The 26,018-nt window shown below is 37.0% G+C and carries 27 protein-coding genes and 1 tRNA gene; 19 read left to right on the forward strand and 9 right to left on the reverse strand.

Going from position 1 to position 26,018, the window contains the following annotated elements; genetic code table 11:
* The first annotated feature begins 21 nt into the window (after positions 1 to 21).
* From QWY78_RS11930 to murI, 3 genes are all read left to right on the forward strand, one after another.
* Entirely contained in the window at positions 22 to 966 is a 945-nt protein-coding gene (locus tag QWY78_RS11930) for a PorP/SprF family type IX secretion system membrane protein (protein ID WP_290220097.1), read from the forward strand.
* A gap of 209 nt (positions 967 to 1,175) precedes the next feature.
* Positions 1,176 to 2,300: a radical SAM family heme chaperone HemW gene (gene hemW / locus QWY78_RS11935; protein WP_290220100.1), complete on the forward strand. Its 1,125-nt coding sequence runs from the start codon at positions 1,176 to 1,178 to the stop codon at positions 2,298 to 2,300.
* Between the two features lie 158 nt (positions 2,301 to 2,458).
* Positions 2,459 to 3,289, forward strand: a complete 831-nt coding sequence (murI, locus tag QWY78_RS11940; RefSeq protein ID WP_290220102.1) for a glutamate racemase — start codon at positions 2,459 to 2,461, stop codon at positions 3,287 to 3,289.
* A gap of 41 nt (positions 3,290 to 3,330) precedes the next feature.
* On the opposite strand, the gene QWY78_RS11945 is transcribed toward murI, so the two are convergent.
* Both QWY78_RS11945 and QWY78_RS11950 read right to left on the reverse strand, forming a co-directional pair.
* Complete coding sequence (locus tag QWY78_RS11945; RefSeq protein ID WP_290220104.1) at positions 3,331 to 3,939, reverse strand: RsmD family RNA methyltransferase; 609 nt, start codon at positions 3,937 to 3,939, stop codon at positions 3,331 to 3,333.
* Positions 3,940 to 3,970: 31 nt separating this feature from the next.
* Complete coding sequence (locus QWY78_RS11950; protein WP_290220105.1) at positions 3,971 to 4,693, reverse strand: DUF3822 family protein; 723 nt, start codon at positions 4,691 to 4,693, stop codon at positions 3,971 to 3,973.
* Positions 4,694 to 4,872: 179 nt separating this feature from the next.
* Here QWY78_RS11950 and QWY78_RS11955 point away from each other — a divergent pair, with 179 nt between their 5' ends.
* Positions 4,873 to 5,175, forward strand: coding sequence for a DUF6370 family protein (locus QWY78_RS11955; protein ID WP_290220106.1), 303 nt, complete (start codon positions 4,873 to 4,875; stop codon positions 5,173 to 5,175).
* 97 nt (positions 5,176 to 5,272) lie between these two features.
* On the opposite strand, the gene QWY78_RS11960 is transcribed toward QWY78_RS11955, so the two are convergent.
* Entirely contained in the window at positions 5,273 to 5,767 is a 495-nt protein-coding gene (locus tag QWY78_RS11960) for a DUF8465 domain-containing protein (RefSeq protein WP_290220107.1), read from the reverse strand.
* A gap of 181 nt (positions 5,768 to 5,948) precedes the next feature.
* On the reverse strand, positions 5,949 to 8,069 hold the full coding sequence (locus QWY78_RS11965) for a helix-turn-helix domain-containing protein (RefSeq protein WP_290220109.1): 2,121 nt from the start codon (positions 8,067 to 8,069) through the stop codon (positions 5,949 to 5,951).
* A gap of 196 nt (positions 8,070 to 8,265) precedes the next feature.
* Between QWY78_RS11965 and QWY78_RS11970 the strand changes: the two genes are divergently transcribed.
* Positions 8,266 to 8,727: a hypothetical protein gene (locus QWY78_RS11970; RefSeq protein ID WP_290220111.1), complete on the forward strand. Its 462-nt coding sequence runs from the start codon at positions 8,266 to 8,268 to the stop codon at positions 8,725 to 8,727.
* A gap of 12 nt (positions 8,728 to 8,739) precedes the next feature.
* On the opposite strand, the gene QWY78_RS11975 is transcribed toward QWY78_RS11970, so the two are convergent.
* On the reverse strand, positions 8,740 to 8,934 hold the full coding sequence (locus QWY78_RS11975; RefSeq protein WP_290220113.1) for a hypothetical protein: 195 nt from the start codon (positions 8,932 to 8,934) through the stop codon (positions 8,740 to 8,742).
* A 17-nt stretch (positions 8,935 to 8,951) separates the two neighbouring features.
* On the opposite strand from QWY78_RS11975, the gene QWY78_RS11980 reads away from it, so the two are divergent.
* Positions 8,952 to 9,125: a hypothetical protein gene (locus tag QWY78_RS11980; protein WP_290220115.1), complete on the forward strand. Its 174-nt coding sequence runs from the start codon at positions 8,952 to 8,954 to the stop codon at positions 9,123 to 9,125.
* A 36-nt stretch (positions 9,126 to 9,161) separates the two neighbouring features.
* On the opposite strand, the gene QWY78_RS11985 is transcribed toward QWY78_RS11980, so the two are convergent.
* Positions 9,162 to 9,677: a gamma carbonic anhydrase family protein gene (locus QWY78_RS11985; protein WP_290220117.1), complete on the reverse strand. Its 516-nt coding sequence runs from the start codon at positions 9,675 to 9,677 to the stop codon at positions 9,162 to 9,164.
* Positions 9,678 to 9,864: 187 nt separating this feature from the next.
* On the opposite strand from QWY78_RS11985, the gene QWY78_RS11990 reads away from it, so the two are divergent.
* A complete protein-coding gene (locus tag QWY78_RS11990) occupies positions 9,865 to 10,743 on the forward strand; it encodes a NifU family protein (protein WP_290220119.1) in 879 nt (292 codons plus the stop codon).
* Between the two features lie 161 nt (positions 10,744 to 10,904).
* Positions 10,905 to 11,933, forward strand: coding sequence for a ferrochelatase (hemH, locus tag QWY78_RS11995; RefSeq protein WP_290220121.1), 1,029 nt, complete (start codon positions 10,905 to 10,907; stop codon positions 11,931 to 11,933).
* Positions 11,934 to 11,988: 55 nt separating this feature from the next.
* On the opposite strand, the gene QWY78_RS12000 is transcribed toward hemH, so the two are convergent.
* The 3 genes from QWY78_RS12000 to QWY78_RS12010 all read right to left on the reverse strand — a co-directional run bounded on the left by QWY78_RS12000 (position 11,989) and on the right by QWY78_RS12010 (position 15,735).
* The gene (locus tag QWY78_RS12000; protein ID WP_290220123.1) at positions 11,989 to 13,200 is read right to left on the reverse strand and encodes a type IX secretion system plug protein; all 1,212 of its coding nucleotides are present in this window, start codon (positions 13,198 to 13,200) and stop codon (positions 11,989 to 11,991) included.
* 182 nt (positions 13,201 to 13,382) lie between these two features.
* Complete coding sequence (ribB, locus tag QWY78_RS12005; RefSeq protein WP_290220125.1) at positions 13,383 to 14,504, reverse strand: 3,4-dihydroxy-2-butanone-4-phosphate synthase; 1,122 nt, start codon at positions 14,502 to 14,504, stop codon at positions 13,383 to 13,385.
* Between the two features lie 229 nt (positions 14,505 to 14,733).
* Positions 14,734 to 15,735 (reverse strand): LLM class flavin-dependent oxidoreductase, encoded by a 1,002-nt coding sequence (locus QWY78_RS12010; protein WP_290220127.1) that lies wholly within the window; start codon positions 15,733 to 15,735, stop codon positions 14,734 to 14,736.
* Between the two features lie 275 nt (positions 15,736 to 16,010).
* Here QWY78_RS12010 and QWY78_RS12015 point away from each other — a divergent pair, with 275 nt between their 5' ends.
* The 11 genes from QWY78_RS12015 to miaA all read left to right on the forward strand — a co-directional run bounded on the left by QWY78_RS12015 (position 16,011) and on the right by miaA (position 26,016).
* Complete coding sequence (locus QWY78_RS12015; RefSeq protein ID WP_290220129.1) at positions 16,011 to 17,267, forward strand: DUF4403 family protein; 1,257 nt, start codon at positions 16,011 to 16,013, stop codon at positions 17,265 to 17,267.
* A gap of 30 nt (positions 17,268 to 17,297) precedes the next feature.
* Positions 17,298 to 17,807 carry an RDD family protein gene (locus tag QWY78_RS12020; RefSeq protein WP_290220130.1) on the forward strand — a complete coding sequence of 170 codons (510 nt, stop codon included), beginning with the start codon at positions 17,298 to 17,300 and terminating at the stop codon, positions 17,805 to 17,807.
* 48 nt (positions 17,808 to 17,855) lie between these two features.
* A tRNA-Cys gene (locus QWY78_RS12025) sits at positions 17,856 to 17,926 on the forward strand.
* A gap of 151 nt (positions 17,927 to 18,077) precedes the next feature.
* Positions 18,078 to 19,364 carry a DUF389 domain-containing protein gene (locus QWY78_RS12030; RefSeq protein WP_290220132.1) on the forward strand — a complete coding sequence of 429 codons (1,287 nt, stop codon included), beginning with the start codon at positions 18,078 to 18,080 and terminating at the stop codon, positions 19,362 to 19,364.
* 376 nt (positions 19,365 to 19,740) lie between these two features.
* A complete protein-coding gene (locus QWY78_RS12035; RefSeq protein WP_290220134.1) occupies positions 19,741 to 20,316 on the forward strand; it encodes a YMGG-like glycine zipper-containing protein in 576 nt (191 codons plus the stop codon).
* A 54-nt stretch (positions 20,317 to 20,370) separates the two neighbouring features.
* Positions 20,371 to 21,996 (forward strand): LIC_10190 family membrane protein, encoded by a 1,626-nt coding sequence (locus tag QWY78_RS12040; protein ID WP_290220136.1) that lies wholly within the window; start codon positions 20,371 to 20,373, stop codon positions 21,994 to 21,996.
* 51 nt (positions 21,997 to 22,047) lie between these two features.
* The gene (gene aroC, locus QWY78_RS12045) at positions 22,048 to 23,121 is read left to right on the forward strand and encodes a chorismate synthase (protein ID WP_290220137.1); all 1,074 of its coding nucleotides are present in this window, start codon (positions 22,048 to 22,050) and stop codon (positions 23,119 to 23,121) included.
* Positions 23,122 to 23,210: 89 nt separating this feature from the next.
* Positions 23,211 to 23,822 carry a thioredoxin family protein gene (locus tag QWY78_RS12050; protein WP_290220139.1) on the forward strand — a complete coding sequence of 204 codons (612 nt, stop codon included), beginning with the start codon at positions 23,211 to 23,213 and terminating at the stop codon, positions 23,820 to 23,822.
* Positions 23,823 to 23,912: 90 nt separating this feature from the next.
* A complete protein-coding gene (locus tag QWY78_RS12055) occupies positions 23,913 to 24,464 on the forward strand; it encodes a TlpA family protein disulfide reductase (RefSeq protein WP_290220142.1) in 552 nt (183 codons plus the stop codon).
* A gap of 72 nt (positions 24,465 to 24,536) precedes the next feature.
* Entirely contained in the window at positions 24,537 to 24,878 is a 342-nt protein-coding gene (locus QWY78_RS12060; protein WP_290220144.1) for a DUF1232 domain-containing protein, read from the forward strand.
* Between the two features lie 229 nt (positions 24,879 to 25,107).
* Positions 25,108 to 26,016 carry a tRNA (adenosine(37)-N6)-dimethylallyltransferase MiaA gene (gene miaA, locus QWY78_RS12065; RefSeq protein WP_290220146.1) on the forward strand — a complete coding sequence of 303 codons (909 nt, stop codon included), beginning with the start codon at positions 25,108 to 25,110 and terminating at the stop codon, positions 26,014 to 26,016.
* Positions 26,017 to 26,018: the final 2 nt, after the last annotated feature.

The following is a 26,018-nucleotide window of genomic DNA, read 5'->3' on the forward strand; positions in this document are numbered from 1 at the left end:
AAAATTCACGCAATTCTTATTATGAGAAAAATATATACGTTATTTTTCGTGGTGGCCTTTTTGGGGAGCTACAAAAGCCAGGAAACTTTGCCTTATTATCAACAGTATTTGCTGAATGGTGATTTCCTATTTAATCCCGCACTCTACGGAAACTCCGATGATATTGTGTTGAATTTAAACTACCAGAAACAGTTTTCGAATTTCGATCAGTCGCCCAATGTACAGTCGATCGGGTTGCATGCCAACGTTTTTGATCGTGTGGGAGCAGGTTTGTCTTTTTTTAGAGATCAGAACGGGCCGATTTCCTCGAATGGTATTTCAGCTGGAGCCGCTTACTTTATTCCGATTGATGATGATGGCGAACGAAAAAGCCAATTTTCCTTCGGTACGAATGTGAATTTCTATAATATGAACATCGATTTGGGCATGCTCAATCCACAAGATCCCGGTGATCCCGTTTTAAATGCTGATTCGATGTTTCTGGTGTATGCCAACCTGGGAATGGCGGTGACTTACCGTAATTTTTTTGCGGGTGTTTCTGTAAACGATATCGCTTTAACGAATGACATCCCGATTGTAAATGGAATTGAGCCAGAACCCACCAAATTCTTAGTGAATACGGGCTATAACTGGTATGTGACGGAAGAGTTTTATGTAACGCCTTCGGTCTTGGTCAATTTCAACACGAATTCTTCAAAATTAATGGACCTTAACCTCATGGCAACTTTTGCGGGAGCGGATAGTTCGTTTTCTGCGGGCGCGAGTTTAAGAACTGCCAATAATAAATTTGGGAATCAAAGTTTAGGATTATCACCGGTGATTAAAGCTTCTGTTAATAATTTCTTTTTTGGCGCAAGTTATAATTTCGGACTGTCGGATATTCAACAATACGCTGGCAGCAGCTTTATGCTGAGCATCGGTTATAAATTTGATAATTTTATCAATCAAAGAGGATATCGGTATTAAAGTTCCAGTTGTAAATAACTGTCTTTATTTAACGCAAAGATTTTACACGCAACTACTCCTCAATAATTACGATCGCAAAGGCGTTTCACTTAGCAAAGGGCAATGTCTATTTATTCTTTTTTAAAAATAGATGTTTTAACAAATAAACATTGATTGGTTGCGATTATATTTTGGCTCTTTTTACTTTTTCCTTGGCTCTTATTTAAAAGATGATTTATTTACATATTCCTTTCTGCAAGCAAAAATGCAGTTACTGCAATTTTCATTTTTCAACTTCTTTAAATGCTAAAGAAGAAATGATTGCGGCTATTAAAAAGGAAATTTATTTGCGCAAAGACGAACTGGAAAATAAAAATTTACAATCCCTATATTTCGGTGGTGGTACGCCTTCTTTGCTTACAGTAGATGAGCTTCAATCAATAGTAGATGAGGTTTTAAAATACTTTTCTTTTGATCCCGATATTGAAATTACACTGGAAGCCAATCCCGATGATTTGAATAAAGATTTTCTAAAAGATTTATCTAAAACGTCCTTCAACCGTTTGTCGATTGGAACGCAAAGTTTTTTCGATGAAGATTTAAAATTGATGAACCGCGCTCATAATTCGGGTGAAGCCGAAAGTTCGATCAAGCGCGCGCAGGATTTTGGTTTTGAAAACATCAGCATCGATTTAATTTATGGTTCGCCGAGTTCTAATTTTGAAATTTGGAAACAAAACCTAGCGAAAACCATTGCGCTCCAAGTTCCCCATGTTTCCTCTTATGCGCTAACGATAGAACCCAAAACAATGTTGAGCGCCTGGATTTCTCAAGGAAAAATGATGGCACCGAAAGAAGCTGAACAGCATGAGGAATTTTTCTTTATGGTCGATTTTCTAAAAGATCAAGGTTTCGATCACTATGAAATCTCTAATTTTGGGCAACCCGGGTTTCATTCCAAACATAATTCTGCCTATTGGAAATACCAGGAATATTTGGGCCTCGGACCGTCGGCACATTCTTATAATGGTCGAAATAAAAGAAGTTGGAATATTGCCAATAATCAACGGTATATCAATTCTTTACATCAAAATAAATTACCCAAGGAAACCGAAGTTTTAACCGAAAAAGACCAATTTAATGAAATGCTGATGATTGGTTTACGAACAAGTTGGGGAGTAAATTTAGAAGATTTAAAGAAAAAATTCAGTACAGAACTTTTATCGTATTTCCAAAAAGAAATCAAATCAAAATTAGAAGACGGAATGTTAATCATCCAAAACAATCAATTAATCATTCCAGAAAAACATTGGTTTTTGGCAGATGGGATTGCCTCGGATTTGTTTGTTGTTTAGGTAATTGGTTATGGGTGGCATTTGGTCGGTGCGCAATGATGTAATTCACGAATCTCAATCCATCACCTAGCACCTAGCACCCAGCGCCCATCATTCCAACTGCTTCTTTTTGCTTTATACTTGACACTTTATTCGTATTTTTGCAGAAATTTCTTCCTTTGAAAACTAAAAAACCAGATTTCAGTCACCTTTCTGCAAACCAACCTATCGGGATTTTCGACTCTGGGGTGGGCGGACTCACCGTGGCTAAAGAGATTAAAAGATTGCTGCCCAACGAGAATTTGATTTATTTCGGAGATACCAAGCACCTCCCCTATGGTGAAAAATCCCGTGAAGCGATCGTTGGATACTCTACTAAAATCACTCAATTTCTGATGGATAAAAATTGCAAAGCGGTGGTTATCGCTTGCAATTCTGCTACAGCAAATGCTTTAAAAGAAGTCCTGGTATTGGTGGATTCCCGCGTGCCGGTTATAGATGTGATTAATCCCGTAGCTGAAAAAGTGGCTTACGAAATTCACAACAATGTGGGCGTGATTGCTACGAAAGCGACCGTTAACTCAGGATTGTACAAAAAATCAATCCGTAAACACAATAAATTTATTAAGGTTGACGAATTGGCTACGCCATTATTGGTGCCGGCGATTGAAGAAGGTTTTAGAAATCATCCGATTACGCATTCAATTATTTACAATTACCTGAGCAACAGTAAACTAAAAAACATCGAAACGCTTATTCTGGGCTGCACGCATTATCCGCTTTTGCTCAATGAAATCAAACAGTATTACGGAAACCGCGTTCGGGTCATCGATTCCCCAACTATTGTAGCGAATCAACTGAAAATGATTTTAGAAAAACATCATCTGTTGAATGAGCAAAATCCCCACCCATCTTACCAGTTTTATCTTTCAGACATCACCAAAAACTTTGAAAAAATATCAAAGAAATTCTTTGGAAAAACCATTGATTTGGAACTGAAAGTATTGTAAGAATTTGCTTTTCAGAGTTGAATTGTTTCGAATCTATTTTTCTAACCAAGAGGCGTTTCCGCTTCTGAATCAGGCATTTCTTCCGGTTGCACTTCGTTGGGTTTTAAGAAGGAAAAACTAACGTTTCCATATTTTCGGGTATCCGTTATGTTGGGATGTTCCAGTTTTGTTCGGCTTTGATGTTCCAGGATAAACACCCCATTTTCTTTCAGATAATTATTATTCAAGACCAAAGAAATCAATTCCTGATATTTCGCCACCTCCATTTCAAAGGGTGGATCAGCAACCACGATTTCGTAGCTTTTGCGGTTTCTGTTTTTCTTTAAATATTCAAAAACATCGGCACGCATGGCATTGACTTGCGCATCCATTTCAAGTTCTTCCGCAGTTGCATTGATGAAGCCGGCATGGCGGGCATTCATTTCTATGGATGATACATCTTTGCAACCACGCGAGGCAAATTCCAAAGAAATCGATCCAATTCCGGCAAAAAGATCAAGCACAGAAATAGAGGCATAATCATATCGGAAGCGGTTTTCAATAATACTGAAGAGGGCTTCTTTGGCAAAATCGGTGGTTGGTCGCACGTCGAAATTTTTCGGTGCGGAAATTCTTTTGGCTTTCCACTGGCCACTGATTATTCTGTACATGAGGTTTGTTGTTTAGGTTACGTTTGAGAAGTTATCTCGCATTCAAAAGAAAATTCTTCTTCGGAATATTATCGTAAACAATTTTTAAGTTTTTCACGAATTTCTTTAATTCTGAAATAAAGGTTTCATTTTCAGTCGTTTCCCCATATACGAAAAACTGGGTATCTGCAATTCCAAAGCCAATTTTACTTAAAGTAAACATTACAAAATAAAGAAAATCAACTTCTGAATTTACATCTAAATTATTGTAAAGGATCACTTTTTTCCGGTCTAAGGCAAAAAACTCACACTGCTGATGATACAAATTGATGTGAATTTCTTTTTGGTGTTTTACTGAAATCTGATTTAAAAACTGCTCGCCCGAGAAATTAAATTGAGTCGGAATACTCAGATTTTTAATTTTATGATAAAGGTCTTTTGGAAACGTATAATAAAACTGAATGCCAAATTTCTTATTAACAGACAGCATTAATTCTTCATAATCTTGGTCTGCAGGTGCGTTGTAGGCAATTAATTCGTAGCCCAAATCATGTTTTGAAAAACCCTCAGGCATCAATGTAAAATGATTCAAAGCAGAAATTACGGTAATCTCTTTGTATTTTTTCTGGGTTAAGATCTCATCAACCTTCGTTGAGAGCGCGTTTTCCGAAGATTCTTCGGTGACAAAAAACGAGTGTTCCTCAGAAACTGTTTTGTTTCTTGAAACTTGATATTGTACGCCGTCTTTGGTAAAAAGTAATTTTAGGTGTTCCATGCTTTACGACCGCAAATTTATTAAAATTAATCGGCTTTTGAAATTTTCTTATATTTCATCCATATGAGCAAAGTCATTCTCTTATCTCAGAGAGATTTGCTACTTTTACAAGAGTGTTTTAGTCTGCTTCAACACCAAAAACAGAAAAACCATTTTTTAATTATTAAAGTACATGTATTATGAAAAGAATCTTATTCGCATTCTTATTGTTATTTTCAGTAAGTATTTTTGCTCAGAAAATTCAAAATCAAACTGTAGATGCAGCTTGCGCCATGTGTCAATTCAAAGTAAAAACCGATAAAGGCTGCGCCATGGCTGTAAAAATCAATGGCAAAGTGTTCGTCGTTGAAGGCATTAACAAAAAAGAATTTGGAGAAATGCACTCCGATGATGGTTATTGCAAAATCATGAAAAAAGCAGTAGTTAGCGGCGAAATCAAAAAAGGAAAATTTTACGCGACTAGTTTTAAATATGTTGATTAGGTTTTAGTTGGTAGGTAATGGGTGATCAATAATAGGCAATCGGGCCTTTTGAACTGCTTGCCTATTTCCAAAGACGTAAAACCTTCTGCCTATTTATTTACCTAAAAAAAACCAATACTGTACCGGATTGATGGTGCAGTATTTCTTTATTTTGAAATTCTATATTGGTTTGGCTTTTCAAAACATCGACTACCATTTGCTGCAAAACACCCTCTCCGATTCCGTGGATGATTTCTAATTTTTTCAGTTTATTTTTACGGCAATAATCAAGGGTCGCCAGCAATTTTTCCTTCTGAAGAAAAAGCCGCTCAAAAGAATTATAATCACCCGGCTTCTTCACCAAATGCTGGAAATGTAAATCCAAAATCAATGGCTTTTTATCGTGCTTTTTAGAAATAAGTTTGGTTGGTTCTCGTTTTTGTACCGTGGAGATTTGATCGTAAATCTCTGCTTGTTGCAGAACCAATTCGGTGGCCTTAAATTCATAAGAAAAACCGTGTTCATCTTCGATCACCACTTTTTCTCCTTTAAAATTTTTAATGGTTCCTTTTAGGTTATCATCAATCACTGAAACCAAATCTCCTATTTTCATGCTTTGCATTATTTGGCGAAAATAAGAAAATTGAATGGGATGATCATAAAAGTACGAGCATTGAATAGAAAAGCAAAACACCAATTTCAAGCGTGAAATTTAATTTTTTTTCTTAATAGCATGCTTAAATTTGCATTTAAAAAAGAAATTCATTAAAAATTGAAGATCTCATCAGTACATTTTACTTTGATTTTTTATGGATAAAATGATTTAGCAATAAACGAATTTCATTGAACTCAAAATCATTTGGTAAGGCTCTTTTCCAGTCGTTTAAGGTTTCATGTGGATTTTTCTTAAACTCTTTCTCAAAAGTTTTAATTTTATCTTTATCGAAAATCCGGGTTAAATCCAATAAACCTTGCTCTGCAAATTTAGCAAGATGCCCAAAAATAGTTTCGGTTACCAAACCTCTTTCCTTTGCAATTTCAGGAATCGTTTTGCCCTCTTCAAACAACTGAAAAGTTAAAATATGAGAAGGGATTTTGGCGACTTTTGTAGAAATGGTCATGTTATTTTCGGTATTAAAAAGCGGAACTTCCAACAAATAAACTTTCTTTAAATCATTCAGGTAATCTTCCATATCATCCAGAAAAACACGGAAATCTTCGTTGTACTCCTTGAGTCCTTTGGTACCCTTATTTTCGGAATAGAAATCGAGTAATGGTTGAAAAACTTCCAGATTGATTTTGGTAAAAAAGAAATTAACTGCGCCTTTTGCTTTGGTTTCAATTTCGGTCCACGTTTCATCACCATTGATAAATTTCTGGGTTTTCTGTATCATGATTTTATCGAATTTCTGATAAACTTTTCCAAACTCCTCAATTTTAGGCTTGATGTTTTGGTACAAAAAAGCGGCTTTATTTTTATCAAGTGCTTTGCTGGTTTTGGTTGTTTGGAACCATTTTTCTAAATAATTTTTGAACCACAAACAATCTAATCTGCTGATCACTTTTTTAATGCTGTAATCGTATTTCTCGGTTTGAAGAATCTCCTCTACTTTTTCATTGGCATTGGTTGCATCCTGAAACTGGGCAACCCGGCGATCTGCAAAAATAACATTCGGTGTAATTTTCGATTTTAGGACAATTCCCTCCAAGGTTCGGCAGCGCGAAAGAGCCACATAAACCTGTCCGGAAGCGAAGGATTTTCCGGCATCAATAATCAAACGGTCAAAAGTTAAACCTTGTGATTTATGAATCGTCACCGCCCAAGCCAGGCGAATTGGATATTGTTGAAAACTGCCCAGAACATCTTCGGTAATGTTTTTCTCGGCATCTAAGCCGTATCTTTTTTGTTCCCAAGTTTCTTTCTTTAAGGTAAAAACCTCCTCATCTCCATCGATGAGTACCGTGATTTCTTTTTGATCCAAGCTCATCACTTCCGCCAATTTCCCGTTGAAATATCGTTTATCACTGCTGGCATCATTTCGAATGAACATGACCTGAGCGCCCACTTTTAGCTGCAACTCTTCTTCATTTGGATATTGATTTTCACTGAAGTTCCCGATAATTTCGGCCGAATAAACGTAGGCTTTTCCTTTAAGGTCGGCCAGTTTTTTCTGATTGATTTCATCGGCCATTCTGTTGTGAGAAGTCAAATACACATAAGGCTCATCCGTGGGTTCAAAGTCGGGAATATACCGGTCATTCAAGGTATCGAAATCAATATCACCGACTGCTCCATCTCGGATATCATTTAAAATATCCAAAAATATTTCATCCTTTTGCCGGTAAACCGTGGTCAGTTCAATGGTGATTAATGGCATTTCTTTTAAAGCATAACTTTCAAAGAAAAAGGGTGATTTATAATATTGACCTAAAAAATGCTCATCTCGCACGACGGGTGGAAGCTGGTACAAATCGCCGATAAATAACATTTGAACGCCCCCAAATTTCTGCTGATTCCGACGAACAGACCGCAGGGAAAAATCCATCATATCCAACACATCAGCCCGCAACATCGAAACCTCATCGATGATTATAATTTCTATTTCGCGCAGCAGTTTAAGTTTGTCTTTTCGGTATTTAAAATGCTGCATTAGATCGGCAATATTATTTCCAAAATTACTGTCGATTCGATCGGTCGTAGGAATAAATGTTCTCAAAGGAAGCCCAAACATAGAATGTATCGTCACGCCACCTGCGTTGATGGCAGCAATGCCCGTGGGGGCAACTACGATGTGTTTCTTTTGGGTTTTTTTTACAAATTCGTTGAGAAAAGTTGTTTTTCCTGTTCCCGCTTTTCCGGTCAAAAAGATACTGCGGTTGGTATGTTCGGCTAAATTAAAGAGAGATGGGTCCATTGGTCAAATTTAAGAAAATTGAAAACAATGCTGATCATGAAAAACACCGTATTTCATTTCAGAAATCCCGGCATCGATTTGATTTAAAAATAATGAAATTGCTGGATCATCAAGCAGGAGAAATGAAGTAAAAATGAGCGTGATTACAATATTCTAAAAAAGACTGTATTTTTGCATCGAAAAGAAAATATTTATCATGAGAATTGTCCTAATTATTACGATTTCAATTTTAACCGTTATTTCATGTTCCTCTAAAAAGAAATTTACAGAGGTGGAAACCTTACCAAAAGACATTGCACTGAAGCCTCATAACCACTTTACCCAGGAAGATGACCAAGCTCAAATGAAGAAGCTCATCAATGAAATTGACTCTCTGATCAATACGGAAACGTGCACGGATGCTGCTGAATGGAAATTTTCTGCGATTGGCTCCAAAGCTTGTGGTGGACCCAACTCTTATATTGCCTATCCCGTAAAATTAGAAAACGCAATTTTGCCAAAAATCGCAGAATTCACCTCAATGCAAAGTGCTTTTAATATGAAGTATGGCTTAATGTCTGATTGTGCCATGGTTCTGCCGCCAGCCGAAATCAAATGCGACAACGGAAAAGCGATTTTGATTGGCCATCAGTCGGAAGAAAAAGAGGTAGTGGAGTAAACTTAAATTATTTCATTCTTGAACCAATTCATAAATTAACTTATTTTCATTTTTAGAAATGAAAATATAATCTTCTTCTATTTCCGAGTTTTTGGCATTTTCTTTAAAAAATCCTTCGCTATTTTCTCGGTATTCTATAAATAAAGTTGGATATTTTTCGATGAGAATATTGATACTATCAGATTTCTCTTTAAATTCTTTTGCCAATCTCAATTTATCATTGTTTGAAATTTTCAACTCAAATCGTTGGTAAAAATCGCCAATTGCCCATGTTGTTTTATGTTCGACAATTTCGAAATCATCTTTTAATTCAATATTATTTGGCAGTAAGAGTTCCCGAGCGTTTGCCTTTGAAAAAACAGAAAACCCACTGGAATCCCAATGAACATAATCAATAAAATTGTCGAGAATATAATATCTTCAATCATGGATTATCATTCCATATACCAACTCGAATATTTCACGTAATTATTCGCGATCCGCTCTACTTCTCCTTCCAGTAATTCCGCAGAAATATCTTTAATTTTTCGTGCGGGTGTTCCGGCCCACACTTCACCCGGTTTAATATGAGTTCCCTGGATCACCACTGAACCGGCACCCACAATCGAGTTGCTTTCTACCAAACAATCGTCCATTACAATGGCTCCCATTCCGATTAGCACGTTATCCTGAATGGTGCAACCGTGAACGATGGCGTTGTGCCCTATCGAAACATTATCACCAATGATGAGTGGGAATTTTTCGTAGGTGCAATGCAACATGGCATTATCCTGCACATTTACTTTATCGCCCATTTTAATAAAATGAACATCGCCGCGAATTACTGCATTATACCAAATGCTGCATGCTGTTCCCATGGTGACATCGCCAATGATGGTTGCGGTTTCTGCTAAAAAAGTGTTTTCTCCGATTTGCGGAGTTTTTCCTAATAATTCTTTTATAAGTGCCATGCTAATTATGCTAATTATGTTAATTTAATAAGTTGCTCATTTCTTGATTTAAGCAAATAAAATAAATCATATTGATTTTGGATTTTTTTAATTTAAATAATATTACGCTTATTGACAAGGTCTAATATATCCTTGATGAAATCTAAATTCTTATCCGTATTTTTGTACTCAAATTTAAGAAATTAAAATGAAACCAATTATTATAGAGCCCACAGAAAACCCAAAAGTAATGAAGTTTGTAGCCGATTACAACTTAATTCCTGGTTCTCTGGAACTCGATCGAGATTCTGAAATCGCAGAAATCCCTTTAGCACAAAAACTTTTTCAATATCCCTTCGTAGAAAGAATTTTTATCACTGCGAATTTTATTGCGTTGGCAAAGCAGGATGGCGTAGATTGGGAAAATGTAGTGGAACCGTTAAAAGGAATTATCGCAACAGAATTAGAGGCTAATCCGCGTGTTTATCGTCAGAAGCAAAAAGAGGAATATATGATTTATGCAGAAATGACCCCAAATCCGATGGTGATGAAATTCGTTTCAAATACCTTGTTGCTTGATGGTTTTATTGAAGTGAAATCCCGAGAAGAAGCTGTAGATATTCCCTTGGCACAAGCTATTTTTGAAGAATATGATTTTGCCAAAGAAGTTTTTATTTCTGATCATTTTGTCGCGGTGACCAAAAATGTTTCCGTAGAATGGCATGAAGTAATGGTTTCGGTACGAGGCTTTGTCGCTGATTATCTGCAAAATGGTGGCGTAATTTCTAAGGCAACACCGCAGAAACATGCAAGCCCAGCTTCCACAATTATGAACCGAGAATACAATGAAGAGGAGCAGAAGATATCTGATATTTTGAATGAATATGTCGCTCCTGCAGTGGAAGGCGATGGTGGTAAAATTTCCTTAATGGAATATGATCCAGAAACCAAAACTGCAAAAATGTTATTACAAGGTGCTTGCTCTGGCTGCCCAAGCTCCACGGCAACTTTGAAAGGTGGAATTGAAAATATCTTAAAACAGTTCTTGCCGGAATTGGTGGAAAAGGTAGAAGCGGTAAATGGTTGAAAGTTGAAGAGGGATAAAATTTTTAAACCTGCTCATCTTATAAAAGTGTAACTGAATTGCGCCCCGACTTGAACGGAGCTCTTTTTATAATTACCGCAGGAGCGGGAGTTATAAAAAAGCGGGAGTGGAAGGCGGATCTAGGCGCCCAAATAAAAAAATAAATGTCAAAAAAAGGAATTTTATTAGTGAACCTCGGGTCGCCCAAATCAACGAAAGTTGAAGATGTAAGGGAATATCTGGATGAGTTTTTAATGGATGAAAAAGTGATTGATTATCGCTGGTTTTTCCGATCACTGCTTGTACAGGGGATTATTTTAAATACGCGGCCGAAAAAATCTGCAGAAGCCTATAAAACTGTTTGGACAGAGGAAGGTTCGCCGCTCATTTTCATCACGGAGCGGATTAAAAAGAAACTGGAAAAGTTGGTGGATGTTCCCGTAGAAATCGGAATGCGGTACGCAGAACCCAGTATTGAAACCGGAATGCGCAAGCTGACAGAACTGGGCGTTTCGGAAATCGTACTCTTCCCACTCTATCCGCAATACGCGATGAGTACCACTGAAACGGTGGTTGAAAAGGCAGAACAGGTGCGCAAAAAACACTTCCCAAAAATTAAAATCAATTATGTTCAGCCTTTTTACAACCGCGAGATTTATATTGACTGCCTGGCAGAAAGCATCCGCGAGAAATTGCCGGAAACATTCGATGCGTTGCAGTTTTCCTATCACGGCGTGCCGGAAAGACATATTTATAAAACCGACCCTACCAACACCTGTAATTTAAACGACTGTTGTTCCCGAGACCACAATCCGAGTCATCAGTTTTGCTATAGACATCAGTGTTTTAAGGTGACGGAGGAGGTTATTAAAAAATTGAATTTACCCAAAGAAAAAGTGTTGGTCACTTTTCAATCCCGTTTGGGAAATGACAAGTGGATGGAACCTTACACGGATGAAACTCTAGAAAATTTAGGCAAAAAAGGAATTAAAAATCTGGCCATTGTTTGTCCGGCATTTGTATCTGATTGTTTAGAAACTTTAGAAGAAATTTCAGTAGAAGGCAAAGAACAGTTTATGCATGGTGGCGGCGAAGTTTACAATTATATTCCTTGCTTGAATGATGAAGACCGCTGGATCGAAGTGGTGAAAACCTTGTGTGAGGAAAGACTGCAAGAATTTTACATGGTTTAACATTATAAACCTTCAAGGTTTTAGAAACCTTGAAGGTTTGAATTCTTCTTTCAATTTATCTTACAGGCATCCTAAATTCGCCATATCCCAATAAACCATCATAACTTCTGCCGAAAGGTTGATAATATAAGAAGGCCTGATACAGGTTTTCGGTCTGCCAGAAATTACCGTTGATTTCGCCTAGATTAAGTGATCCATCTGGATTTTTGGTGGCTAAAATATAGTTATAAAATCCCTGTTTCAAATAAATTTTTGCGATGTACTTTTTTAGGGTTTCATCGTAGATCATCTGGTTTTCTTTGCTGGCTTTAAAATCATTAAAACCACCCACCACATAAATATCTTTATCGGTTTTTTCTGAATCTAAGGCGAAATAAACCCAGGAATAATCTGCTTCACGTTCTGCATTTCTTTCGATTCCCAAATCATTTCTGCGGAAATAAAAAGCACCATTTACATCGGGTTGGTATTGATAATTCATCGGAAAAGCCCAAACCGAATGCAGATAAGTATAATTAATCCCATCAATATTTTCTGCCTGTGCAACCATATCAAAAGGCTGATCCATATTTTTATTATCGAAATAATAAAACTCATTATTACCCGGAAAAGCCAAATTCATTTGTTGAAAAAGAATTTTATTACCCAATGTAGAACTTTGTTTTTGGTTATAAACCCCTAAATCCCAGTTGTTATTTTGAATCACATTCAAAGTCAATGAATTGAGATTTGAACTCATCGTGGGACCATTGCCAATCGCCTGTACTTCTACCCTTTGGTTGATTTTAGGATTTCTTGCATCAGCTGTTCGGGAAATATTTAGTGCAACATCAGCACCGGCTTCTACCACACAAAATCGTTTCGTAAAAAGTGGTTTGCTTGGAGAATCCTGATAGATTACCAACTCGAAATTTCCTGAAATTTTAGGCTGAATTTTGTCATTGGGAAAAGTTAAGGTATAGTTGGTGTAAGCTTGCAGGGTATTAAATGAGTATTGAAACTGATCGATCATCCCGTTTAAACTGCCATTGGCAAATTCTGTAAAAAATAAGTTATCCTCCTGCCAATTTCTATCGAAATGTTTTAAAGTATAGCGATAGATCGTACTCGAATTCGACAAATCATCGAAACGCAAAATCAACTGTTCATTAAATCCAATCACCGGTGTTTCATCGTTGGTTTGTGGATTGAACAATTGTACGCTGCGAATATCCTGCGCATAGAAATAGGCGCTGACTAAAATCAGGAAGGTTTGTAAATATTTCATTGAGACGAAGATAACAATTTTTAGCGAGGTGATATTCTAATGATGTGCTGATGTGCTGAGGCTGTGATTATGAAAAACCCTTTCAGTCTTTAGAAGACCGAAAGGGTTTACCGTTGGCAAAAAAAAATGCCCGAAATATTTATTGCCCTACTTGGCTCTTTTATCTTTTCACTTGGCTCTTGCTACAACTCAACCATTTCCATCACTTCCACATCATAGCCGCCCACCAAGGGTTTTTGATTGATATTCTGAGAAATTACACGGAATTTATTAATGCCTAAATTTTTTAAAATCTGGGTTCCAATCCCATAATCATGGAAATTTGAAGCCAAAGTCGGTCGTTTTTCCTGACCATCCTGGAAATCCAAAAACTGTTGCAATTTTCGCATGGTATTTTCAGAGTTCGACACATTATTAATGAAAATGATAGCGCCTTTACCCTCATCGTTGATCATTCTAGTCACTTTTTCAAGCAATGGTTTTTCACCAGTCGTCAATCTGCTCAACACATCAAAATAAGAATTAGACGCTTGAACCCGAACTAAAATCGGTTCATTTTCGGACCATTTCCCTTTGGTTAATGCGAAATGAATTTGATCGGTACTTGTTTCTTTAAAAGCGAAAAAATCAAATTCACCGTAATGTGTTTTTACTTTTCGTTCTTCCAAACGCTCGATCAAATCGCCTTTTCTCAACTGGTATTCAATTAAATCTTCAATAGAAACCAATTTCAAATCATGCTTTTTCGCCAATTCATATAATTCGGGCAGTCGCGCCATCGAACCGTCATCATTCATAATTTCGCAAATAACACCACCTTCCTGCAAACCAGCTAACTTGGTTAAATCAATCGCAGCTTCGGTATGACCAGCTCTTTTCAAAACGCCACCTTTCTTCGCCCTCAAGGGGAAAATATGACCTGGACGCATAAAATCAGCCGGCTTGGTATTTTCATCCATCAATGCCAAAATCGTTTTGCTTCGGTCACTGGCAGAGATTCCTGTAGAAACACCTTCGCCCAACAAGTCGACTGATACGGTGAAGGCGGTTTCCTTTGGATCGCTGCTTCGTGTCACCATAATATCCAGACCGAGTTCATCACAACGCTTTTCAGGCAGTGGCGTACAAATCAACCCACGACCGTGGATGGTCATAAAATTAATGATTTCGGGCGTCGTTAATTCTGCCGCAGATAGAAAATCTCCTTCATTTTCCCGGTTTTCATCATCCACAACGATGATAATTTTTCCGTTTTTTAAATCCTCAATCGCTTCAGGAATGGTATTAAGTTGAATATCTGACATTTTACTTTTAGATTTTTGCAAAGATACTTAGATTTATGGCAACCGACAATTCTTATTTGGGCGTCTGTTTCCGTCTTCCACTCCCGCTTTTTTTGTTGCGAGCAAAGCGAAGCAATGCGCTGAAAAATATCAAAATCGCAATAATAAAAAAGAGCTTCGTTCAAGCCGGGACGCAATTTCGGGACGCAATTTGGTGTTTTTTTTAAATTTAGGAATTCGCAGTAATTGATTAAGCATTCAAATCATCAGCAGCTTCCCTAATAATTTCGTACGATTGTAATCTTGCCTGATGCTCATAAATATGCGATGTAATCATCAATTCATCCACTTGGAATCTTTTTTGAAATTCTGAAATTTGGTTTTTCACCGTTTCTTTGCCACCGATAAAACTGTATTTAAGCATTTGGGTTACGTGCGTCTTTTCCATCTGATTCCAGATTTCGTCCATATTATTTAGAGGTGGAGCATACGGTTTTCTGTCATTTCTTATCAAATTAACAAACGCTTGGTACAGAGTGGTTGCGCGTTTTTTCGCCTCATCATCGGTATTCGCTGCAATTCCGTTGACACACGCAATGGTGTACGGTTCAGGAAATTCTGCGCTGGGTTTATAATTTTGGTGGTAAATTTCAAAAGCGGTTTCCATCATTTGGGGTGCAAAATGTCCCGCAAAAGCATAAGGCAAACCCAGTTCTGCAGCCAGCCAAGCACTATCGGTACTGGATCCCAAAATATATATCGGGATATCACAACCTTCACCCGGAATCGCGCGAACCAAACTACCAGAATTTTCAACCGAAAAATACTGTTGCAATTCCTGAATCTGCTGCGGAAAATGTTGATTAATATTCATCGGGTTTCTTCCCAGAGCTTTTGCAGTTAAGCCGTCAGTGCCAGGTGCTCTGCCGACGCCCAAATCAATTCGGCCCGGAAATAAACTTTCCAGCGTGCCGAACTGCTCGGCAATGACCAAGGAGCTGTGATTGGGCAACATAATGCCACCAGAACCCACCCTGATTTTTTGCGTTCCGTTCGCAATAAATCCAATTAAGACTGAAGTTGCAGAACTTGCAATACTGGCCATGTTATGATGTTCGGCCAGCCAAAATCTTTTATAACCCAATTTCTCGGCAGCTCTTGCTAAATCTAAACTGTCGTTAAAAGTATCTTGAATGGTTTTATTTTGTTTAACTGGCGCTAAATCCAGTACGGAAATTTCGAATTTTTTCATTGCGATAAGATAAGGAATACAATTAAATTTAACTAAAAAAATGTTTAAAGAAACAAATTATTTTACAGATTAGAGAAAATAACTAAAGTGCTAAAAATTTTTCTATGCACTTATCCAAATTTTATGCAAATTTGCGTTTCAATGAAAACAGTCCTATGCGAAACTTGATTTTTCTGATCATTCTTCTTTTTAGCCGGAATCTATCCTCTCAGCAAATTAGTGAATATTCTTCGGTACCTCTTCTTAACTTCCCCAAAATTAAATCATCGATTACGATGCCAGTGAAAATCCCGCTGTCGGAAATCGGGAATATGATTAATAATTCGGTACCAACCCTCATTTTTCAAGATGATTCTTTTACCGATAACAACAACGATCAGTTCAAAGTAAAAGTCTGGAAAACCCGACCAATTCGTCTTGTTGGCGGCACCAAACAAAATCTTCTCATCGAAGTTCCGTTAAAAATATGGGTTGAAAAAGGAATCGGAACTTTTGGGTTCTACAATTATCAGAATACCACTTTTGAGACGGTGATGTATTTTAACACCCAACTCACCTTTAATAATAATTGGACGATGGTCACCAAAACCGAACCAATGGGTTATAAATGGGTTACAAAACCGGTTCTCGATTATGGCAGAATTAAAGTCCCAATTACCACTTTGATCGAATCAAGTTTGAAAAAACAGCAAGCCGACTTTTCAAAAACCATCGATGAAATGATGCTGGAACAACTTAATTTTCAGCAATATGCCATTATGGCCTGGAATCAATTCTCAGAACCATTTGAAGTTTCAGAAGAATATAAAACATGGTTAAAAATCACACCCATCAGCGTCAATATTACACCCCTCATCTTCTACGGAAATCGTATTGATGCCAATATTGGAATCGACACGTATTCAGAAACGTTTACGGGAAGAAAACCAGCCAGTTCACCTTTAATTAAAACCATTGCAAATTTCAATTCGGTTCAGCAGCTTCCTAATAATTTTATCTTACAAACGACCGTTAATATTCCGTTTACAGAAGCGACTGCTATTGCCGAGAAAACATTTTTAGGAAAAGAATTCGACTTTCGAGAAGGAAAATCTAAAGTGAAAATAACATCCATTAAAGTCTATGGTGAAAAGGACAGGATTATGATTGAAGCCGCCACAGAAGGAGCCATCGAAGGAACTTCTTTCATCAGCGGAATCCCTGTTTACGATGAGATGAAAAGAAAAATCGTTTTATCTGACACGCAGTTCAAATTAAAAACGAAAAACATTTTATACAAAACCGCAACATTTTTATTTCAAGGCAAAATTGTAAAAATGATTGAAGATGAATACGGAATTCCGACCGCAGAACTAGAGGATTCATCTAAAAAAAGTATTGAAGAAACTTTTAACAAAGAATACTACAAAGGATTGAAAATGAATGGAAAGGTATTTAAACTGAAACCCTCACAAATTATTTTAAACCCTGTTGGCATTACCGCAATCATCGATACGCAAGCCCAGTTAGAGCTTTCTGTAAAGGGTTTGTAACACCTTAATAAAATAAATAAACAAGTAAATATGGCTAGAGTTTTACAAGTGGTTGAGCGAAACAAAGCAGATAAAGGATACCGTTTTCTCAACTACATTATTGATTTCGGTTTTACACTCCTTGTGATGTGGTTTCTCATTTTGGTATTTGTGGTGGTAAAATACTTGATTACTGGCGCCGATATAGAGGAATCTGCGGATGAAATTGCAAATTTAGACCCCTTAATCGATCGAATAGGAACACTTTTGATGTATGCGTTCATTATGTTTGTAACAGAAAAAATAAGTAACGGACGCAGTTTGGGAAAATTAATCACCGGTACAAAAGTGGTAAAAATCGATGGCAGTGCGCTGACCACTGATGATTTATTAAAAAGAAATTTTTCTCGTGCGGTACCATTTGACCAACTTTCTTTTTTCGGCAATAATGGATGGCACGACAACTGGTCGGATACACGAGTGGTTAAATTAAAAGCATATGAACTCGCCCGAAATATGCAGAATGACCTTGAAAGTTTGGGTGTAAAAGAAAAACTTTAATTTTATTTTTTCTGAAAAATAAAAAGTCCTATATTTGCAAACCCAAATGGTTCTTTGGCCGAGTGGTTAGGCAGTGGTCTGCAACACCATCTACAGCGGTTCGAATCCGCTAGGAACCTCTAAAACCCTATTAATCTGTTCATAAGATTTTTAGGGTTTTTCTTTGTAAGGCAACAAAATGGAGAACATTTGTGCCCAGCAAAGAAATTTTCGGACTATGTTATATCTTGCATTTATTCTTTACATTTGTGAACTTACTAATATTGAATAATGAAGAATTATTTTAATCTTCAGATCGGGGAAGAAGAGAAAGACAAAGTGTTGGCGAATATTCAAAGCAGCATCTCCTTTTCTGGGGCAAATGTCTGGATTTTGGCGTGTGCCATCATGATTGCATCGGTCGGTTTGAATGTGAATTCCACAGCGGTAGTGATTGGTGCGATGCTTATTTCGCCCTTAATGGCACCGATTGTAGGTGCTGGGTTCGCCTTGGCCATGTTTGATTTTACCCTTTTACGAAAGTCCTTAAAAAACCTGTTGATATCAACCTTAGTCGGTTTGATTGTATCCTTTATTTATTTCTTATTAACGCCTTTTAAGGATGCCCAATCCGAAATTCTTGCCAGAACAGCCCCGAATATTTTTGATGTCCTCATCGCGTTTTTCGGTGGTTTGGTCGGTGTAATTGCGGTAACCAGAGTAGAAAAAGGAAATCCAATTCCCGGTGTTGCGATTGCCACGGCGCTAATGCCACCACTCTGCACGGCAGGTTATGGCTTGGCAACAGGAAATTTAGCTTATTTTGGTGGAGCATTGTTTCTTTATACCATCAACTGTGTTTTCATTTGCATAGCAACCTACCTGATTGTAAAATTGCTAAAATACCCAGCCGCAGGTTTTGTAGATGAAAAACGTGAAAAAACAGTACGAAACTGGATAACCATCATCACAGTTTTGATGATTGTGCCGAGTGTTTTTTTCGCCTATCAGTTTATTCAGCAACAGCGATTTCAGGAAAAAGTTAAATTGTACGTCCAGCAAGAATTTGAATCAAAAGGAAGTACGATTGTTTACCAGAAAACAAATTACAATTCTCCGACCAGTTTGCGAACCATCGAATTGGCTTTTTTAAATAAGAAATTTACTGCAAAACAAATTGCCGACGAAAATAAAAAATTAGTAGGTTTGGGCTTGCCGAACACCCAATTAATTATCAGGCAAGACAGTGCATTTCTAGCAGAAGCCTCTACGAAAAACATTGCCAACAATGAAGTTGATAATGCGCGGAGAGCACTGATTTCAGACCTTAATGCAAAATTAGAACGCTATACCTTTCAAACCGAAAATCTCTATAAAGAAGCGTCTTCGATTTTTCCGGAACTCACTTCAATTTCCATCGGTAAGCAAGAAATTTTTTCGAATACAGATTCTACGAAGGTCATCCCAATCGGTTTGTATCAAAGTGAGAAACCTATTACCAGAGAAAAACAGGAAACACTACGACAATGGCTGAAAGCAAAGTTAAAAGTAGATACCATTGAGATTTTCCGACGGTAATTTAGAGTCTATCTAAATTTAAAGTACATTGATCTGGTTAACGCATCAGTTAAATAAAATAGCTCAAATAGGAGTACCGCAGAAGGTACAGTAGTATTGTAAATCAAAAATTTTCAGCGATATGTCATATATACCGCTTGAAAAAATATAACGATTGTAACTCCTGAGTTAAATTTTAAAGGATATAAGCTTACTTAAAAACAATACGATTTTACCCATCTCGAACAATCAACTAAAAATCTACATATCAGCGCTTTAGATATATTAAAATTTATTTAACAAATCATTAACACTAGATTGGTTTCGTTTTTGGCAGTAGTACAGTTGGAGGATTATTTAGTAATCTATTTATTAAACCGTACTAAAATTTATCGTTATGAAAGCAACTCACATCATATCTCAAGAAACACCAAAGAATTTTATCTTTAAAAATTTATTCTTAGTAGGAGCCATAGCTGCACTTACTTTGACCGCTTGTACAAAAGACAATGCAATCGCTGAAAAATCTTTAGACCAACAAAAAATTGAGTTCCAACAAAGACAACTCGAGATTGAGCAACAGAAGCTAGCCATTGAAAAAGAAAAAATGGCATATGAAACTCAAAAGAAAATGGATAGTATTACAGAAGCGAAACAAGCGGTAGCTGCAGCACCCAGACCTCAAGTGATCAGAGAAACCAAAACTGTTTACGTGAATAATACCCCAAGACAGGTCGCCTCTTCTGGCTCAAATACTGGCGCTTCTCAAGGAACTACCCAAAAACAAGGCATGAGTAAAGCCGCAAAAGGCACCATTATTGGGACCGTAGGTGGTGCCGCTGCAGGTGCAATTATCAATAAGAAAAACCGTGGCGTAGGTGCAGTAGTTGGTGGCGTTGTGGGTGGAGCAACCGGTTATACCATCGGTAGAGCTGGCGACAGAAAAGATGGTCGGGTGCAACCAAAAAATTAAAAAATCACTTTTTATAGTTTAAAAAGATTGCTTATTTTTAAGCAATCTTTTTTTATGCTTTATATCGTATTGATGCTAATTTTGTTGCTCCCAACTTTAGCAGGTTTAGGAGCCACGCTCACGAAAATTTCCGGAGGCTATTCCCAAAAAATTGCGGTTCAAATTTTGAGCGGTATTTTCTTGGTAAGCGTTATCTTCACAGGCCTCGCTTTTTTCATTCCACTTAATATTTACGTAGAAATAGGTACTTTACTAATTGGAACAACCGCCTTTTTCTACTTTAAAATTAATTTGGAATTTTGGAATTTTGTTAGTCAAAATTCTATTGCATTTCTGAGCATTTCACTTTTGATAATATTCTTTGGCTCTTATTATCCTTTTATATTAGACCATTTCGGCTATTATGTACCCACAATAAAATGGCTTTCGGAAATCGGCTTGGTCCAGGGAATTTCTAATCTGGACTTGCTCTTGGGTCAAAATTCCCTCTGGCATATTTTTCAAGCTGGATTTTCAAATTTTTCTGATCCTTTTCTAAGGCTGAATGTGTTGGTACTTATTACGTATTTAATTTATGTCTTAGAGCAGAAAACATGGATTCATTTGGCATTTTTTCCCGTCCTGTTTCTCTTCACCCAATCGCCGTCTGCTGATTTGCCAGCAATCGTTTTTTCGTTGATTGTCTTAAATGAAGTTTTTAATTCGACCAGAAATCTACCCTTTATTTTTGCAGTTTCAGTATTTGTAGTTGCGGTAAAACCCACGATGATTTGGCTGCCGATTTTGGTTTCTCTTTATGGTTTTGTAGTGCTCAAAAACAATTATAAATTCTTTATTCCGGGAATTTTACTGTTCCTGCTTTTTGTTTTTAAAAACATCTGGACTTTCGGCTTCCCAATATTTCCCGTCCAATTAATTGATCTTGGGTTTTCCTGGAGACCAAATGCGGACTTGCTTTTTAATTCTTCCAAAGTTGCGATTATGAAAACCTACGACATGCAATATTCGTATGAAGAAATCCAACAGTTTTCCAGAATTGACTATCTAAAAAACTGGTTTTTTTTGGAGGGAATCAAAGGTAAAATCCATCTTCTATTCATTGGTAGTCTGGCAATCTTCATTGTCTTTGCGGTTGTAAAAAATTCAAAAATAATTTGGATCTTGCTTTTTTCAATACTCCTAAAAAGCATATTAATCTTACTGTTCTCTGCCCAATACCGCTTCTTTTTCGATGTTTTTTTTGTGATTATATTTGTTCTCTTTTATCATAATATAACCAAAAACTTTTCGCTCCTCCTTTTCAGCACTTTATCAATTTTTTTCGCAGCTTTTCTATCGTTCCCAAATTTGGTTCAAACACACCTGCCAAGTTTTAAATTGGGCAATTTCATGACAGGCTTTGACAAGACTCAATTGCTAAGACCCGCCTCTTTTGTCTATAAAAAGCACAAAACGCACCAAATCGGCAATTTAAAATTCAATGTAGTTGATGGTTATATTTTCAGTTTCGACACTCCGATTCCGGCGATTTCACCCCAATTTATTCAAGAGGATTTAGATGCGGGAATTTTTCCCCAACTAAAAGGTAAAACTTTAAAAAAAGGTTTCATCTGGCGGAAAATAACCACGGCAGAAAAAGAGAAAATTCAAGTAATTCTAAAAGATTTTTCACTTAAATAATTATTAATTAATGAACTCAATAAATTAATAAAATACCCCTAACTTTGTATCATGTTCAATTTAGGAAATTTTCTTACGCTCTCTACCTTCGGCGAAAGTCATGGTGAGGCTTACGGCGGCATTATCAACAGTTTTCCTGCCGGCTTACCCATAAATTTAGAAGAAGTTCAACATCAATTGGATCGCCGAAAACCTGGTCAAAGCTCGATTGTAACCCAACGAAAAGAAAGCGACACCGTGAAGTTTTTTTCGGGAATTTTTGAGGGAAAAACTACGGGAACTCCGATTGGTTTTATGATTGAAAACGAAAATCAAAAATCTAAAGATTACGATCATATTGCAAAAGCCTATCGGCCAAGCCATGCCGATTTTACCTATGACCAAAAATTCGGAATCCGTGATTACCGTGGGGGTGGAAAATCTTCTGCCCGCGAAACCGTGAACTGGGTCGTGGCCGGAAGTATGGCAAAACAGCTTCTACCCACCAACGTAGAAATCAGTGCATACGTTTCTTCAGTCGGAGAAATTTTCTGCGAAAAACCATATCAAGATTTAGACTTTTCCAAAATTGATTCCAATGACGTCCGTTGTCCAGATCTGGAAACTGCCGAAAAAATGATTTCCAAAATCAAGGAAATTAAAAAAGAAGGGAACACCATCGGCGGCACCATTACCTGCGTGATTAAAAACTTACCTATCGGTCTTGGGGAACCTGTTTTCGGAAAACTTCAGGCCGAATTAGCCAAAGCCATGCTGAACATCAATGCCTGCAAAGGATTTGAGTATGGCAGTGGATTTTGTGGCGCAAAAATGACCGGAAAAGACCACAACGATTTATTCAATGAAGATTTCACGACTAAAACCAATCTTTCGGGCGGAATTCAAGGTGGGATCTCCAATGGGATGGATGTTTATTTTCGACTTGCTTTCAAACCTGTCGCCACGATTTTACGTCCGCAAGACAGTTTTGATGACGATGGAAATCCTATTATCGTTCAAGGGAAAGGTCGCCACGACCCTTGTGTTTTACCACGCGCTGTTCCTATTGTGGAGAATTTAGCCGCTTTTGTATTGGCTGATTTATACCTGATTAACAAACTCCGAAAGTACAGCGAGGACGTTTAAATCCCTGTTATTTAAAATTTTCTGAATGTGATTTTGATCACCTAATAATCCAAGTTTTATAATGAAATTTGTGAAAAATAAAAAAAAGAATGAAAACAATGATTCTCGAACATCAAAACATTAACAACACCGAAGCCAATAAAAATTACTGGCAAAACGCTATTACTTTCGACGCCTATATGAAAATCGCAGAAGAGCGATTCCACAACAATCCTGATTCAAACGATGAGCATCAGGAATATTATGAACTTGGATTACAGCGACTTAACCGGACTATTAAAACTTATAAAGTTGATGCAGACCAAATGCAGAAATTTGAAGCTAAAAACTTTAACGGTAAGATATTAATTATTTCAGAACCTTGGTGTGGCGATGCAAGTGCAACTGTACCTGCCGTTTCTAAATTTTTTGCTGCAGCGGGCATTGAGGTGGCCGTTTTCTTGCGAGACAGCGACCTTTCGCTCATCGATCAATTTCAAACCAATGGAACGCAGTCTATTCCGAAGGTGATTATTTTTAATGAAGATTTTTCGGTAAAAGCAGATTGGGGACCACGACCACAATTCGGAAATGATCTTTTGAAAAAATTTAAAGAAAATCCAGACACCTATCCAAGAGAGGAATTTTACAATGATTTACAGGTGTATTACGCAAAAAATCGTGGTAAAGATGCGATTGAAGAAATCATATCGTTACTGTAAATAATTTTAAATGTTAAATCGCAAACCTGCGTGGCGACAGGCTGGTTTGCGGTTAAAAAACATTAGACCAATTTTTAATACAATACAATAATGAAATTCCTGAAAAAGAACGCATTTTTCATTCTGGTTGCGGCATTTTTAACCGTACTTTATCTCTTCCCATCGGTAAAATTAAAATTGAAAGATCTTTTTTTTCCCATTGCAGCGATTGAAAACGCCATCACGCTAAACGATGAAGATTATGATATACAACTCAAAGGAATTAATGTACCCAACACCAATCTGAAAAGTTTAAAAGGGAACAAACTCATTTTGCTTAATTTTTGGGGAACTTGGTGTCCGCCATGTCGGGAAGAGTGGCCAACCATCGAGCAATTATATTTGGGACGAAAAGATAAAATCGATTTCGTACTAATTGCCATGCAGGATAAAGAAGAAGATGTGATTGCATTTATGAAGAAAAATAATTACACCGCACCTGTTTATATTGCAGAAAGCCCGATCACCAAAAATGTTTTGCCAAAAGTATTTCCCACCACTTTTCTACTCGATAAAAACGGTAGAATTCTCTTAAAAGAAGAGGGAACCAAAGACTGGAATTCTAAGTCAACCAATTCATTTATCGACAATGTCACGCAGTAATTTAACTAAAATTACGAATTGATGGTATGAATTTTGTGACTAATTGTTCGTTATAAAAAATTAAAATACACAATGAAAGCATCAAAAATTCAGTTGGCAAAAGAAGCATTTAAGCATAAAGGATTTATCTCAAAAATTCCTGTCATTATCCGGATGATCAAGTCGGCAACCAAAAAAGGCGGTTACAAACCTCAGTTAAAAAACGTACTTGTACCCGGTTTGGTTTTGCTTTATCTGGTTTCACCCATTGATATTATCCCGGATATGATTCCTATCATCGGTGTATTGGATGATTTTGCACTGCTCGCCTTTGCGATTCCACTTTTGGTAAAAGAAGCCGAAAAGTTTGTCGCTTGGGAAGCTTCAAAAAAGTACGATGGTCCTACAATCGAAGAAGCCGAGATTATCTCTTAATCCATAAAAAATGAAGACCGTTCCCAAAAAGGAGCGGTTTTTTTTGGAATACCAGGATTATCGCTTCTTAAAAAACAGGTCTGGCTTTAGATTAAAAATTCCCGTGTCGATTTTAATATCAAATTCAATTCCCTTTAAATTATTAAAATTTGCAATGCTTGGGATCTGTGAAATCTTAAAGCGGAAACTTTAACCCTTTTTATTCAAAAAAAATAAGGAAATTTGCAGCGTGAAAAAACTCATCTCCATTATCGGAACTACAGGAATTGGCAAAACAAAACTCGCCATCGAAATTGCAAAACATTTCGAGACCGAAATTATTTCCTGTGATTCTCGGCAATTTTTCAAAGAAATGAATATCGGGACTGCTACCCCATCAAAAGAAGAGTTGGCAGAAGTTCCGCACCATTTCATTCAACATCTTTCGGTAGAAGATTATTATTCCATCGGACAATTCGAGAAAGACGCGATAGAAAAAATCGAGGAACTTTTTCAGAAACATGATATCGTGGTTTTGGTGGGCGGAAGCATGATGTACGAAAAAGCGGTCATCGGAGGACTTCACGATTTACCCGAAGCCAACGAAGAAAACCAACATAAACTGGAGCAGATTTTAGAAGAAGACGGCATTGAAAAACTTCAACATATTTTGAAGGAATTAGATCCAGAATACTTTGATAAAGTAGACAGAGACAATCCGAGGAGATTATTTCGCGCCATTGATATTATCTGGCAAACTGGGAAAACCTACAGCAAAAATATTGCACCACAAATGAATCAGCGGGATTTTGAGGTGATCAGGATTGGACTGCAAGCACCACGTGAAACTATTTACGAAAGAATTAATCAACGCGTAGATCTGATGGTAGAAAACGGTTTATTAAACGAGGCAGAATCATTAATTCCTTTTAAAAATAATCTAGCTTTACAAACCGTCGGTTATTCCGAACTCTTCAAATATTTTGGGAGAATCTGGCCTTTGGATTTTGCTTTGGAAGAAATTAAAAAAAATTCGCGAAGATTTGCAAAACGGCAATTGACCTGGTATCGAAAAGAAGAAAACATCAACTGGGTAAATTTTGAAAATTCGGTGCAAGAATCGTTATCTTTGCTTCATACTTTAAATATCAAAAAATAAAA

Origin of the sequence: Kaistella yonginensis (assembly GCF_030409525.1) — a bacterium.
Classification (GTDB): Bacteria; Bacteroidota; Bacteroidia; order Flavobacteriales; family Weeksellaceae; genus Kaistella; species Kaistella yonginensis.

Bases quoted from the DNA above. Each gene is read 5' to 3' on its own strand.
- QWY78_RS11955 (WP_290220106.1), top strand. From the start codon at position 4,873: ATGAAAAGAATCTTATTCGCATTCTTATTGTTATTTTCAGTAAGTATT.
- QWY78_RS11965 (WP_290220109.1), bottom strand. From the start codon at position 8,069: ATGGACCCATCTCTCTTTAATTTAGCCGAACATACCAACCGCAGTATC.
- QWY78_RS12010 (WP_290220127.1), bottom strand. From the start codon at position 15,735: ATGAAAAAATTCGAAATTTCCGTACTGGATTTAGCGCCAGTTAAACAA.
- QWY78_RS12000 (WP_290220123.1), bottom strand. From the start codon at position 13,200: ATGAAATATTTACAAACCTTCCTGATTTTAGTCAGCGCCTATTTCTAT.
- QWY78_RS12040 (WP_290220136.1), top strand. From the start codon at position 20,371: ATGCTTTATATCGTATTGATGCTAATTTTGTTGCTCCCAACTTTAGCA.
- QWY78_RS12060 (WP_290220144.1), top strand. From the start codon at position 24,537: ATGAAAGCATCAAAAATTCAGTTGGCAAAAGAAGCATTTAAGCATAAA.
- QWY78_RS12050 (WP_290220139.1), top strand. From the start codon at position 23,211: ATGAAAACAATGATTCTCGAACATCAAAACATTAACAACACCGAAGCC.
- QWY78_RS12015 (WP_290220129.1), top strand. From the start codon at position 16,011: ATGCCAGTGAAAATCCCGCTGTCGGAAATCGGGAATATGATTAATAAT.
- QWY78_RS11990 (WP_290220119.1), top strand. From the start codon at position 9,865: ATGAAACCAATTATTATAGAGCCCACAGAAAACCCAAAAGTAATGAAG.
- QWY78_RS12035 (WP_290220134.1), top strand. From the start codon at position 19,741: ATGAAAGCAACTCACATCATATCTCAAGAAACACCAAAGAATTTTATC.
- QWY78_RS11945 (WP_290220104.1), bottom strand. From the start codon at position 3,939: ATGTACAGAATAATCAGTGGCCAGTGGAAAGCCAAAAGAATTTCCGCA.
- ribB (WP_290220125.1), bottom strand. From the start codon at position 14,504: ATGTCAGATATTCAACTTAATACCATTCCTGAAGCGATTGAGGATTTA.
- QWY78_RS11930 (WP_290220097.1), top strand. From the start codon at position 22: ATGAGAAAAATATATACGTTATTTTTCGTGGTGGCCTTTTTGGGGAGC.
- aroC (WP_290220137.1), top strand. From the start codon at position 22,048: ATGTTCAATTTAGGAAATTTTCTTACGCTCTCTACCTTCGGCGAAAGT.
- QWY78_RS11950 (WP_290220105.1), bottom strand. From the start codon at position 4,693: ATGGAACACCTAAAATTACTTTTTACCAAAGACGGCGTACAATATCAA.
- hemW (WP_290220100.1), top strand. From the start codon at position 1,176: ATGATTTATTTACATATTCCTTTCTGCAAGCAAAAATGCAGTTACTGC.
- hemH (WP_290220121.1), top strand. From the start codon at position 10,905: ATGTCAAAAAAAGGAATTTTATTAGTGAACCTCGGGTCGCCCAAATCA.
- QWY78_RS11985 (WP_290220117.1), bottom strand. From the start codon at position 9,677: ATGGCACTTATAAAAGAATTATTAGGAAAAACTCCGCAAATCGGAGAA.
- QWY78_RS12030 (WP_290220132.1), top strand. From the start codon at position 18,078: ATGAAGAATTATTTTAATCTTCAGATCGGGGAAGAAGAGAAAGACAAA.
- QWY78_RS11970 (WP_290220111.1), top strand. From the start codon at position 8,266: ATGAGAATTGTCCTAATTATTACGATTTCAATTTTAACCGTTATTTCA.
- QWY78_RS12055 (WP_290220142.1), top strand. From the start codon at position 23,913: ATGAAATTCCTGAAAAAGAACGCATTTTTCATTCTGGTTGCGGCATTT.
- QWY78_RS11960 (WP_290220107.1), bottom strand. From the start codon at position 5,767: ATGAAAATAGGAGATTTGGTTTCAGTGATTGATGATAACCTAAAAGGA.
- QWY78_RS12020 (WP_290220130.1), top strand. From the start codon at position 17,298: ATGGCTAGAGTTTTACAAGTGGTTGAGCGAAACAAAGCAGATAAAGGA.